This is a genomic window from Flavobacterium sp. CSZ, from assembly GCF_015350725.1.
In the GTDB taxonomy this organism is placed as follows: Bacteria; Bacteroidota; Bacteroidia; order Flavobacteriales; family Flavobacteriaceae; genus Flavobacterium.
In genome coordinates, this window is the sequence record NZ_JADKPQ010000002.1 from 179,157 (window position 1) to 192,375 (window position 13,219).

A 13,219-nucleotide genomic window follows, 5' to 3' on the forward strand; every position below is an offset into this window, starting at 1 on the left:
CTATCGGGAGTAAAGTTTTTTTGTTACTTTTAAGTTTTTAACATCTAACATTTAACCAATTAAAATATCATTTATGAATGTATTAAAACGTTGCGTTTTTGGAATCAGCCTTTTGAGTCTGGCTGCAGTTTCAGTTCAGTGCAAAAGCGATAAAAAAACAGATGCTACAACAGTTTCTTCTGATGAAAAAGCTACGGTTACAATCGAAAAATCTTCTTATGGAACCACCGCAAAAGGAGAAAAAGTCGATAGTTATAAGCTGAAAAACCAAAATGGGATGGAAGTAAATATCATCACTTTTGGCGGAAGAATTACAGAATTGAAAGTACCAAATAAAGACGGTGTTTCTGAAAATGTAGTGATCGGGTTTAATTCTTTGGCACAATACGAGAAAGAAAATCCATTTTTTGGAGCTTTGATCGGAAGATACGGAAACCGAATTGCAAAGGGAAAATTCACTTTAGACGGAAAAGAATATCAATTAGCTATAAATAATGCACCAAATGCTTTGCATGGAGGACCACAAGGCTTTTTTAATATTGTATGGAAAGCCGATGAGGTAAAATCAGGAAATACAGCTTCTTTAAAATTATCTTATTTAAGTAAAGATAAGGAAGAAGGTTATCCTGGAAACTTACAGGTTTTTGTAACGTATACATTAAATAATGATAACGAAGTAGAAGTGCTTTACGAAGCAACTACTGATAAGAAAACAGTAGTGAATTTAACACAGCATTCGTATTTCAATTTATCAGGAGACTTTACAAAAACAATCTTAGATCACGAATTGACTTTAAATGCTGATAAATTAGTTCCGGTTGACGCGACTTTAATTCCAACAGGAAAATTAGAAGATGTTGCCAGTACACCTTTCGATTTTAGAACTCCAAAATTAATTGGGAAAGACATCGAGGTTAAAAACGAACAATTAGAAAGAGGAAAAGGATACGATCATTGCTGGGTATTGAACAATCCTGAAAAAGGAAAAACAATCATTGCAAAAGTATACCACGCAGCAAGCGGAAGAGTGATGGAAATGACAACAGACGAACCTGGAATTCAGTTTTATTCAGGAAATTTCCTTGACGGAACGTTACCAATGCCACAAGGCGGAACGTATGCTCACAGAACCGGACTTTGTCTGGAAACAGAACATTATCCAGATTCTCCAAACCAGAAAAATTTCCCAACAACGGTTTTAAACCCGGGAGAAAATTATAAAACTAAAACTACTTTTAAATTCTCAGTGAAGAAATAGTTTTAGAATCCTGTTTATTAGTTTAGTAATTTTAAAAAACCTCGTAAGTGATGCTTGCGAGGTTTTTTTATTTGTAAATATTTTCGAGATGAATTTGTAGCTTATCCTTCTTATATTTGAAGTTAATTACCTAAATCTAAATATAGAAACTAAAATTATTTAAATGAAAATGACATTAACCAGAAGTAGTAAATTTAATATAGTAATTTCATTTTTAGTTTTTTTAGTTTTTCAATATGCAAATGCACAAATAACATTAACCAATAATATAGGAACAACACTTGTTAAGACTGATATGTACTCTTGTAAGGATGATGAAAGTTGGTCAAGAGTGTTTAAATTATCAGATTTTGGTATAGCACCAAATGAACAATTTATTATTAAATCAGGTCAGATTGGAATTGCTAAATCAGATGCAGGTTCAAATCTGTTTTTTTCGGTTTATATTGTTGACAATAGATTTCCTGATCTCTTTAATTCCTATTTTGAAAAACCATTACTTGGAACTGGAGGCTTTAAGCCAACGAAAGTTATTGATGGTAATCCGGAAATTGTGCAAATAGATTTCGATAAACCAATTATTGTTCCAGCTGGAATAGAAAGAATTTTGGTAACTGTAAGTAAGCAAAAAGACTACACTAATTATACATCAGCAGAAGTCTTTATTGCTGGAACTGCTCAAGATAAGGGAGATTCATGGTACGGAGGTTGCGAACCTAATCGCCATTTTACACGTACTACGGATCTAGCTATTCCTGTTCCAGATGCAAATTTTTATATAAATGTAACTGGTGAGGCATTTAAGTCAAAAAGTACTGGGCCAATAACAAGACTGTCTCATAATGTTTGTGATGATGTAATAGAAACAGCTATACATTCCTGCAGTTCTACTAATATTTATTGGGCAAGAGCATTTACTTTAAAAGATTTTGGAATATCAAATAACGAAGAATTCGTAATTAATTCAGGGCAAGTTGCAATTAATAAAACGGGTTGGCAACCCAATATTAAATTTAATATTTACAAAATAGACAATAATTTTCCAGCTTCTTTTTCCGAAACAAATTTGATAGGAAGTAGTCAGTCTAGAGTACTTCAATATGGTTTAGGTCATGAATCTCAGATTGTACAGGTCGATTTTGATACACCAATAGTAATTCCTGCAGGCGTAGAAAGAATTCTCGTAGAAGTGCACAAAGGAATTGAAGGAGGTGAAGGAGTCGCATTTATAGCTGGTTCAGCACAAGATAATGATGTGTCATGGCAAAGAGGTTGCATAAATTTGTCAGGAGCCGGAGATAAATATGTTTCTACTGCTGATTTTGGATTTCCAAATGCTAATTTTTATATTAATGTAACAGGGAATGTAAAGAATGTCTCTAACCATTTCGAAATGAATTTTTCAAATATCTGCTCTGAATTTTTAAAAGAATTTAGTGTCGATGATCAGTCAAAAGTAGCTTCAATAGCTTGGAATTTTGGTGATCCGGCTTCAGGAACAACTAATACCTCTACAGATTTATCTCCCTTTCACGATTTCTCAGCAGATGGAAGATATATTGTTACGGCCATAGTTACTGGTAAAGATGGAACTGTAGAAACTTTGTCAGAGATAATTGATGCAAAAGAACCGCCAAAAGCGTACGGAATCAGTAATCTGTATGCATGCGAAAGTATATCCGGCACAGGTATCTCAAAATCTTTTGATGTTTCGACGGTTACACAGCAGTTATTAGGAGGGCAAACAGATAAAGATGTAACTTTTATAGATGGTAAGGGAAATAAATATACTTCATTGCCAAATCCGTTTACGAATATCATTAAAGACAGAGAAACAATAACGGTAAGAGTAAGCCATAAAGATAATCTTTGTTGCTATTCTGAAACTACTTTTGATTTAATTGTAAATCCATTACCCAATTTATCTGTTATTACTGATTTAAATACCTGTGACAATGATACAGATGGTTTTGCTCAATTTAATTTAAAGCCAATAGAAACCTTAATTGTAGGATCTGCAACCAATATAAAAGTTGAATTTTACCATCAAACCGGACAGAAAATAGTAGATCCATTAAATGCAATTTCTAATTTGGTGCTTAAAGAAGAAATAATAAAAGTAAAAGCAATTAATACAGATACAAATTGTTTTAACGAAACAACTTTTAAGTTAATAGTAAATCCGTTGCCGATAGCAAACTCTTTACAAGAGCTTATTGGATGTGATGATAACAACGATGGTATTTCAGAATATTTTGATACTTCGAATGTTGAATCTTCTGTTTTAGGAAGTCAACAGAGTATGAAAGTTTCTTATTTTGACACTAATGGGAATCCATTAATAAGCCCATTACCAAATCCTTATACAAATACGGCTAATAATCAGGAAATAATAACTGTTAGGGTAACGAATACTTTGACTAGTTGTTATACAGAAACATCATTAGTTTTAAAAACAGCTTCACAACCACAAATTAATAAGCCAGCCAATAAATATGCTTGCGATGAAGGTAATGGTTTTGCTAGTTTTGATATGTCAAATTTAGAAACTGAAATTATAGGGAATCAGTCAGGTTTAAAAATAATGTATTTTGACAATAATAGAAATCCATTGCCTGATCCATTGCCAATATTATTTAAAAACACACAATCAAAATCTCAAACAATATATATAAGGGTTGAGAACGAAGCAAATAGTCTCTGTAATTCTGAAACAAGTTTTGATTTAATTATAAATGATTTGCCCAATCTACAGATCGATAAAACTTATTTTTTATGTAATCTGGAACCTTCATTGCCTATAAGTGTTGATAATACTTTAGACAGCTATGTTTGGAAATCTCCCGAAGGCGATATTATCTCAAATACTAATAATGCTAGTTTAGTACATGCGGGAAAGTACACACTTGTAGTTGGAAAAATTGAAAACAATATTTATTGTGAAAATAGTTTTGATTTTGAATTAATACGATCTGTACTTCCAACGATCAAAGAAGTAAAATTTAAGGAATTGTCAGATAACAATTTCATCGAAATTATAGCAGAAGGTTATGGTGATTTTGAATATTCTATAGATGGTATTAATTATCAGGACAGCAATTATTTTTCTGATGTTCAAGGAGGAAACTATATTGCTTATGTAAGAGACAAAGAAGGTTGTGGAGAAGATTCGAAAGAAGTTACTGTAATTGATTACCCAAAATTCTTTACGCCAAATAATGATGGATATAATGACCTTTGGCAAATAAGCGTTATCAAAAAATTTCCAAACTCCAAAATATCAATATTTGACAGATATGGTAAATTATTGAAAGAACTATCCTCAAATGATTCTGGATGGGATGGTTTTTATAATGGAAAAGAAATGCTATCTGATGATTATTGGTTTAGAGCCAACTTCAATAATAAGGTTGTTTTTTCCGGACATTTTGCATTAAAACGATAGAATAAAATTAACCCGATTGGGAATAATAAAATCTTTTTCCTGGTGAATAAATTTAATTTTGACACAAAATATAACAAGAAATGGCATTTAAACATTTATTTAAAGCAGAATTATGTTGGACATCCAATCAAGATTCAAAAGAAACAATCTCAAAAGTCTATAACAAAAGCCATCAAATTAAAATCGAAGGAAAACAAGTTTTAGATGTCTCAGCAGCCAAAGCATTCAAAGGCGATCCGGAATTATACAATCCCGAAGATTTATTGTTGAGCAGTTTGGTTTCCTGCCACATGATGTCCTATTTATATGTCTGCTCTCAAAATAAAATAGAAGTACTCGAATATTCAGACAACGCCGAAGCAACTCTTGAAGTCTCCGAAGATGGAAGTGGGCGTTTTACAAAAGTTCGATTAAAACCAAAAGTAAAAATCACAAATCCAGACCAAATTGAACTTGCTTTAAATTTACATTTTAAAGCCAATCAATTGTGTTTTATTGCTAATTCATGCAATTTCCCTGTTTTACATGAGGCGAGTTGTGACGTTTAAAGAAAATTATTAAGTTGAAAACCAGACTTGTTAAATGAACTTACATATGTTATTGGTGAAAAATTAACCGTATAAAACCAAAAAAACCTCTTCCGTTAAGAAGAGGTTTTTGTACCCGGAGCCGGAGTCGAACCGGCACGGTTTCCCACAGGTGTTTGAGACCAGCGCGTCTACCAATTCCGCCATCCGGGCTTAGCAGACGAAAAAATAACTAAGTAAATCAATTATTTTAACGCAATAGAATAAGTGAATTATGATGTCATAACTGTGCTTATTCCTTTAACACGGTGCAAATGTAAAAAATAAAATTAAAAATTCTAATAAAAATACTTAAATTTTTCCTTTCAGTGTCCAATAAATTTTCTAAATTTGCACCTCGTTAAAACGAAGCACACACAACTAACTACAAAACAACAAATTATAATGTCGCACCTAGAACCAGAAGCTAAAATTTTTGCTTGTTCACAAAGTGTTTATCTTGCAGAAAAAATTGCAGAACAATACGGAATTCCGTTAGGAAAAGTAACGATGTCAACGTATAGCGATGGAGAATTTCAGCCATCATACGAAGAATCAATAAGAGGATTACGCGTTTTTATCGTGTGCTCAACATTTCCAACTGCTGATAATTTGATGGAATTGTTACTAATGATTGATGCAGCAAAACGTGCATCAGCCAGACACATTACAGCTGTTATGCCTTATTTTGGTTGGGCAAGACAAGATAGAAAAGATAAACCAAGAGTTCCGATTGGAGCAAAATTAGTAGCTAATTTATTAGATGCTGCCGGAGCGACAAGAGTAATGACAATGGATTTGCACGCAGATCAAATTCAGGGGTTTTTCGAAAAACCAGTAGATCATTTATTTGCATCTACAATCTTTTTACCATACGTAAAAAGTTTAAATTTAGACAATTTAACCATTGCGTCTCCGGATATGGGAGGTTCAAAAAGAGCATATGCTTACTCTAAGTTCCTGGAATCAGATGTAGTAATCTGTTACAAACAAAGAAAAGCAGCCAACGTTATCGACACTATGGAGCTAATTGGTGAAGTAAAAGGACGTAACGTAATATTAGTAGACGACATGATCGATACTGGTGGTACATTAGCGAAAGCGGCAGATTTAATGATCGAAAAAGGAGCATTAAGCGTTAGAGCAATTTGTACACACGCCATTTTATCAGGTGACGCATACGAAAAAATCGAAAACTCAAAATTAAGCGAGTTAATAGTTACCGATTCAATCCCATTAAAGAAAGAATCAAAGAAAATCAGAGTAGTGAGTTGTGCACCTCTTTTTGCTGAAGTAATGCACATGGTGCACCACAACAATTCCATCAGTGGAAAATTTATAATGTAAAAAGCAATATGTTTAGGCTTTAAGCCGTAAGCTATCCACTTTACAAAAAGCCTAAAGCCTAGTGCCTAAAGCTTATAGCAAACGAGAATATTTATTAATAACTATATTTTTTTACAATGAAATCGATTACAATTAAAGGATCAGAAAGAGAAAGCGTGGGCAAAGTGTCAACTAAAGCCTTACGTAATGCTGGAGCGGTTCCTTGCGTGTTATACGGAGGAAATCAAGCAGTACACTTCTCAGCAGACGCTGCAGCGTTCAAAAACTTGGTTTACACTCCAAACGCACACACAGTTGTGATTGAGCTTGGAAAAGGAAAATCATTCAATGCAATTTTACAAGATATCCAGGTTCACCCTGTATCTGACAGAATTTTACACATTGACTTCTTTCAATTATTTGATGACAAAGAAATCACTATGGAAGTTCCTGTAAAAGTTGTAGGTACATCAAAAGGTGTTCTTGCAGGTGGTGTTTTACGTTTGAACACACGTAAATTAAAAGTTAAAGCTTTACCTAAAAATCTTCCTGATTTTGTTGAAGCTGACATTACTCCACTTGAAATGGGTAACAAATTATACGTTACTAAAGTTGGTTCTCCAGAATACAAAGTGATGCACCCAGAGAACACAGTTGTAGCTCAGGTAAGAATTTCTCGTGCTGCTATGAAAGCTGCTCAAGAAGCTGCAAAAGCTGCAAAAGCTCCTGCAAAAGGAAAGAAAAAATAATTTTTTTCAAATTCAATACAAAAGCATCAATCGAAAGATTGGTGCTTTTTTTGTTTTTAGAGGTTCTGAGTTGCTAAGATGCTAAGGTTCTAAGTTTTCATATGTCATGTTGAGCGAAGTCGAAGCCCTTTGCTGGTTTTTGGTTATTCTTTTTTTAGAAGCAGATATTTTAGGGTTTTTTCAAGACCCGACAAAGGTTCAAAGGTTCAGAGGGACACAGAAGGTGTAGTTTACAGTATGTCAGGCTGAGGCGAAGTCGAAGCTCTTCCCAAAGTAATTTACTCCATATTGTCGGGCTTCTTGCGGACTTGTCCCGAAGTTTGGGCATCGCTCAGTCTGAAAAGTGGAGATGACAAAATAAAGAGTAAATAAAAAAAATCCGCGTAAATCCATTCAAATCCGTGTCATCCGCGTGCCATTCTTTGCAGTTAAAAGCAAATTATCTAATTAACAAATTGGCACATTCTCTAATTAACCTTATTTTTGTATCATGATAAAATGGATAACAAAACTGTTTTCATCAACACAAAAAGAAGAGAACATAGATAATATGAAGAAATATTTAATCGTAGGTTTAGGAAATATTGGTGCCGAATACGTAAATACAAGACACAATATTGGATTTAAAGTATTAGATTTTTTAGCCAAAAAAGAAGGACTTTCATTCGAAACCGTAAAACTGGGCGCTTTGGCCGAATATAAATTCAAAGGCAGAACCTTTTTCCTGCTTAAGCCTAACACCTACATGAATTTAAGCGGCAAGGCGGTAAAATACTGGATAGACAAAGAAAATATACCGTTAGAGAATATTTTGGTCATTACAGACGATTTAAACCTGTCATTCGGAACCATCCGTATCAAACCAAAAGGAAGCGACGGAGGTCATAATGGCTTAAAGAATATCAACTTGGTTTTAAATACTCAAAACTACACCCGTTTTAGATTTGGTATCAGCGATCAGTTCAAAAAAGGACAGCAAATCGATTACGTTTTAGGAGAATGGGACGAAGAAGAAAAAGCAAAATTGCCGGAACGTTTAGAAGTTTCTTCGGAAATTATCAAATCATTTGGAACCGCCGGTTTAGAAAATACGATGACTACATTTAACGGAAAGTAAAGAATTTCAGTTATTTAACTGTTAAATAATCAAATTATCAGTTAATTATATTCAATTATAACGAAATAGTATTTTCTATTCCAAAGTTAAATGTCTAAATTTGAAATAAATTATTATAAATCATAAAATCATAATATCATGGCTTTTGAATTACCACAATTACCTTATGCATATGATGCATTAGAACCACATATTGATGCTCGTACAATGGAAATCCATCATACAAAGCACCATAATGCTTATACTACAAATCTTAACGCTGCAATTGCAGGAACAGATTTAGAAGGTAAGACAATCGAAAATATCTTAATCAACTTAGATAAAACAAACGCAGCAGTTCGTAACAATGGTGGAGGTTTCTACAACCACAATTTATTCTGGACTGTAATGTCTCCAAGCGGTGGTGGATTACCAACAGGTGATTTATTAGCTGCAATCGAAGATTCTTTTGGAACTTTCGAAGAGTTTAAAGCAAAATTTGCTAAAGCCGGAGCAACTCAATTTGGTTCAGGATGGGCTTGGTTAACAGTAAAAAAAGGTGGTAAACTAGAAGTTGTAGGTACTCCAAATCAAGATAATCCATTAATGCCGGAAGTTTCTGGTAACGGTGGAACTCCAATCTTAGGAATGGATGTTTGGGAGCACGCTTACTACTTAAACTACCAAAACAGAAGACCGGATTATATCGAAGCTTTCTTCAGTGTAATTAACTGGACAGAAGTAGCAAGAAGATATGCTTTAGACAAATAGTCTGTTTAAGGGGAGATAGAATAAAGAGTAAAGACAAAAGACGGATGGCTTGATCGCTATTCGTCTTTTTTTTTGTTACCATATTAATTATTTTCAACAATCTTTATTCTTTGCTCTATTTTCTTTCTTCTAGATTAGTTCTTCAACAATCTTTCTTCTATAATCTTTACTCTTTTTTCTGCTTAATAAAAATAAAAAAGGCGGAATCTCTTCCGCCTTTTTTGCCCCAAATCTACCATATACTTTACCTACTAATGTTATGGTTCAGTAAATGTATGCTAGCTATTCTTATATAAAAAACTTTTCAGACAAATGGTCAATATATCCGATTAAGTAAGGAAAAGATAGGCTAAAGAGAATAGACTAAAGAGAATAGACTAAAGAGAATAGATTATAGAGGATGGAGTAAAGAGGATGGAGTAAAGAGGATGGAACAAAAAGAATAGAGTAAAGAAGATAGAATAAAGAGGAAAGATTGATGAAGGAAGAATATAGAGAATAGAATATAGAAGATAGAATATAGAGAATAGAAGCAAGGGGAAAGAATAGAGGAGGAGAATTAAAGAAAGCGTTTTTCGATTGTTTGTCTATTCTCAGAGCTTTTAGTTTTTATTCTATTCTCTAAAAAAAAAAGAAAATAAAAAAGGCGGAATTTCTTCCACCTTTTTTGCCCCAAATCTACCATAAACTTAACCTACTAATGTTATGGTTTAGTAAATGTATGATAGCTATTATCGTTAAAAAAACTTTTCAGATGAATGGTCAATATATCCGACCAAAAGAAGATAATGGCTTTAAATTGAAATGCTTGAGTTTATTCCAATAAAAAAGGTGGAATTGCTTCCACCCTTTTTGCCCCAAATCTACCATAAACTTAACCTACTAATGTTATGGTATCTCAAAAGTATTGTAGCTTTTCAATTTTACCAAACATATAGGATGAACGGCAAAAAAAACCGATGAAATGCACTAATTAACCTTTTGTTAGTATTTTTTTAATATGCTCTTGCATCTTTTCCTTCGTAGAAATTCATGAAAGCCCTGTTTACAACGCGATTACCACCTGGTGTAGGATAATCTCCCGTAAAATACCAGTCACCTAAATTTTTAGGGCAAGCAATATGCAAATCTTCTACTTTCTGGAAAATGATTTTTACTTCGGCATTAATTTCGGGAGAACTCAACATTTCAGCAATTTTATCTGAAATTTCTTCAGGAGTAAACTGATCGTAAATTGCCGTGACATAATTCACAACATCACTATCTAAATAGTTTTCCTGTGCTTTACATTTTGCATAAACTTCATCAACTATGTGATATAGATTTCTTTCTTTTAATAAAGCCAAAGCTGCTCTAAAAGCTACAAGACCTTCTAGTTTAGCCATGTCAATTCCGTAACAATCAGGGTAACGAATTTGTGGCGCCGATGAAACGATTACAATACGTTTAGGATTTAAACGATCCATCATTTTAATGATACTCATTTTAAGGGTAGTACCACGAACGATACTGTCATCGATAATAACAAGGTTGTCTGTTGGTTTGATCACCCCGTAAGTCACATCGTAAACGTGTGCAACAAGATCGTCACGGCTGCTATCCTCAGTAATAAAGGTTCTAAGCTTAGCATCTTTAATCGCAACTTTCTCAGTACGTATTTTTACAGCTAATAATTCCTGTAAAGTTTCGGCTGTAAGCGTGTTTCTGTTCGCTAAAATATAATTGTTTTTTCTCTGGTTTAAGAAATCCTGAGCAGCTTCGACTAAACCGTAAAATGAAGTTTCTGCTGTATTCGGGATATAAGAGAAAACAGTATTATCTGTATCGCTGTCAATTGAATCTAAAACTGCAGGTAAAATTAACTTACCTAAGTTTTTACGTTCCTGATATATTTCGGCATCACTTCCTCTTGAGAAATAAATTCTTTCAAAAGAACAGGCTTTTTTTACAGTTGGTTCTAAAATTTGTTCCATAGAAACTTTTCCGCTTTTTTTGATAATCAAAGCATTTCCAGGTTCAATTTCCTGAACACTATCAAAAGGTACATTAAATACAGTCTGAATAACCGGTCTTTCAGAAGCGACAACCACTACTTCATCATCCTGATAAAAGTAAGCCGGACGAATTCCTGCCGGATCTCTAAATACGAAAGCGTCACCATGACCTAATAATCCGGCCATTGCGTAACCTCCGTCTAAGTTTTTAGCAGAACGTCCTAATATTTTTGCGATGTCCAATCGGTCTGCAATTACCGGAGAAGCTTCTCTTTTAGAATAGCCTTCGGCTTTACAGTCCTGGTATAATTGCATTACTTCTTTGTCAAGAAAGTGACCTATTTTTTCCATTACGGTAACAGTGTCGGCCATTTCTTTAGGATGTTGTCCAAGCTCAACTAAATTTTCGAAAAGTTCTTTAACATTTGTCATGTTAAAGTTACCTGCCAAAATTAAGTTACGGTGCATCCAGTTACTCTGACGTAAAAATGGGTGAACACTTTCGATGCTGTTTTTTCCGAAAGTTCCGTAACGAACGTGACCTAAAAATAATTCTCCTATATAAGGTATGTTTGCTTTTTGTTTGGCAACATCATTTGCATATTCAGGATGAGAAGTCATCTCCTCATTGATACGCTCGTTGATTTGTTTAAAAACGTCCTGAATAGGCTGCGCGTGGTTCGAACGAACTCGGCTTATGTAACGCTCACCTGGTTCAACATCTAATTTGATGCTGGCAAAACCTGCTCCGTCCTGCCCACGGTTGTGTTGCTTCTCCATCATTAGATACATTTTTTGTATCCCGTAAAAAGCAGTACCGTATTTTTCTTTGTAATATTCAAGCGGTTTAAGAAGTCTAACTAAGGCTATACCACATTCGTGTTTTAAAGCGTCGCTCATTGTTTTTTGTATTTGTGTTGTTGTTGTAAAGTTGTGCGTAATAACGTAATAAAAAAGCCCCGTTTTATCGAGGCTTCAGGGCATTATATTTCTATGTCAAACTGAGTTAACGACTTAAACTGTTGTAATCGAATCGCTACTTCTGCTTTACTTAATGTTTCCATCCTTTTGGTTCCAAATTTCTCTACACAAAATGAAGCTAAATTAGATCCGTAAATAATTGCGTTTTTCATGTTGCCAAACGAGATGTTTTCGCTTTGCGCAATAAATCCTGAAAAACCACCTGCAAAAGTGTCTCCGGCTCCTGTTGGATCAAAAACATCTTCTAACGGTAATGCCGGTGCAAAGAATACTTCTCTGTTATGGAATAAAAGTGCTCCGTGCTCTCCTTTTTTGATCACCACATATTTTGGTCCCAATTCCTGGATTTTGTTAGCTGCTTTTACTAATGAATATTCTCCTGAAAGTTGTCTTGCTTCTTCGTCATTGATTGTAATTACGTCTACACGTTTTATTACGTCAAGTAATTCCGGAAGAGCACAATCCATCCAAAAGTTCATAGTATCTAAAACTACTAATTTTGGTTTTTTCTCCATTTGATCCAAAACACTGCTTTGTACTAAAGGATGTAGGTTTCCTAACATCACAACATCAGCATCTTTATAGTTTTGAGGAACTTTTGGTTGAAAATCAGCCAAAACGTTTAGTTCCGTTACAAGAGTGTCTCTTGAGTTTAGATCGTTGTGGTATAAACCGCTCCAGAAAAAGGTTTTTCCACCTTTTACAATTTCGATACCAGAGATATCAATATTTCTTGAAGTTAAAAGATCTAAATGTTCTTGAGGAAAATCGTCGCCAACTACAGAAACAATGGCCGATTGTAAGTTAAAAAAGGATGCTGATAAACCAATGTACGTTGCAGCACCACCTAATATTTTATCTGTTTTTCCGAAAGGAGTTTCAATCGCGTCGAAAGCAACCGTTCCAACAATCAATAATTTATTCATTTTATGAATTTCGAATTAGGGTGCAAAGATACTTCATAAGTTGCAATATTGCAACGGTTTAAGTTCTCAAAATTTTCATAAAAAAACAATATCGTTTTCGGGGCTAA

At 34.0% G+C, this 13,219-nt stretch carries 9 protein-coding genes and 1 tRNA gene; 7 read left to right on the forward strand and 3 right to left on the reverse strand.

The window, feature by feature from the left end; genetic code table 11:
* The first annotated feature begins 73 nt into the window (after positions 1–73).
* The 3 genes from IRZ78_RS02960 to IRZ78_RS02970 all read left to right on the forward strand — a co-directional run bounded on the left by IRZ78_RS02960 (position 74) and on the right by IRZ78_RS02970 (position 5,251).
* The gene (locus tag IRZ78_RS02960) at positions 74–1,258 is read left to right on the forward strand and encodes an aldose epimerase family protein (RefSeq protein WP_194615113.1); all 1,185 of its coding nucleotides are present in this window, start codon (positions 74–76) and stop codon (positions 1,256–1,258) included.
* A 163-nt stretch (positions 1,259–1,421) separates the two neighbouring features.
* Entirely contained in the window at positions 1,422–4,703 is a 3,282-nt protein-coding gene (locus IRZ78_RS02965; protein WP_194615114.1) for a T9SS type B sorting domain-containing protein, read from the forward strand.
* 80 nt (positions 4,704–4,783) lie between these two features.
* Positions 4,784–5,251 (forward strand): OsmC family protein, encoded by a 468-nt coding sequence (locus IRZ78_RS02970; protein WP_194615115.1) that lies wholly within the window; start codon positions 4,784–4,786, stop codon positions 5,249–5,251.
* Between the two features lie 112 nt (positions 5,252–5,363).
* On the opposite strand, the gene IRZ78_RS02975 is transcribed toward IRZ78_RS02970, so the two are convergent.
* Positions 5,364–5,443: transfer RNA gene (locus IRZ78_RS02975), tRNA-Leu, on the reverse strand.
* Positions 5,444–5,674: 231 nt separating this feature from the next.
* Here IRZ78_RS02975 and IRZ78_RS02980 point away from each other — a divergent pair.
* The 4 genes from IRZ78_RS02980 to IRZ78_RS02995 all read left to right on the forward strand — a co-directional run bounded on the left by IRZ78_RS02980 (position 5,675) and on the right by IRZ78_RS02995 (position 9,211).
* Entirely contained in the window at positions 5,675–6,616 is a 942-nt protein-coding gene (locus tag IRZ78_RS02980; protein WP_065451678.1) for a ribose-phosphate pyrophosphokinase, read from the forward strand.
* Positions 6,617–6,732: 116 nt separating this feature from the next.
* On the forward strand, positions 6,733–7,344 hold the full coding sequence (locus tag IRZ78_RS02985) for a 50S ribosomal protein L25/general stress protein Ctc (RefSeq protein WP_194615116.1): 612 nt from the start codon (positions 6,733–6,735) through the stop codon (positions 7,342–7,344).
* 490 nt (positions 7,345–7,834) lie between these two features.
* A complete protein-coding gene (gene pth / locus IRZ78_RS02990) occupies positions 7,835–8,461 on the forward strand; it encodes an aminoacyl-tRNA hydrolase (protein ID WP_194615117.1) in 627 nt (208 codons plus the stop codon).
* A 138-nt stretch (positions 8,462–8,599) separates the two neighbouring features.
* The gene (locus tag IRZ78_RS02995; protein ID WP_194615118.1) at positions 8,600–9,211 is read left to right on the forward strand and encodes a superoxide dismutase; all 612 of its coding nucleotides are present in this window, start codon (positions 8,600–8,602) and stop codon (positions 9,209–9,211) included.
* A 995-nt stretch (positions 9,212–10,206) separates the two neighbouring features.
* Here the strand turns inward: IRZ78_RS02995 and IRZ78_RS03000 are convergent.
* Both IRZ78_RS03000 and IRZ78_RS03005 read right to left on the reverse strand, forming a co-directional pair.
* Positions 10,207–12,105 carry an amidophosphoribosyltransferase gene (locus IRZ78_RS03000; protein WP_194615119.1) on the reverse strand — a complete coding sequence of 633 codons (1,899 nt, stop codon included), beginning with the start codon at positions 12,103–12,105 and terminating at the stop codon, positions 10,207–10,209.
* A gap of 83 nt (positions 12,106–12,188) precedes the next feature.
* Positions 12,189–13,112, reverse strand: coding sequence for a PfkB family carbohydrate kinase (locus IRZ78_RS03005; protein WP_194615120.1), 924 nt, complete (start codon positions 13,110–13,112; stop codon positions 12,189–12,191).
* Positions 13,113–13,219 lie beyond the last annotated feature (107 nt).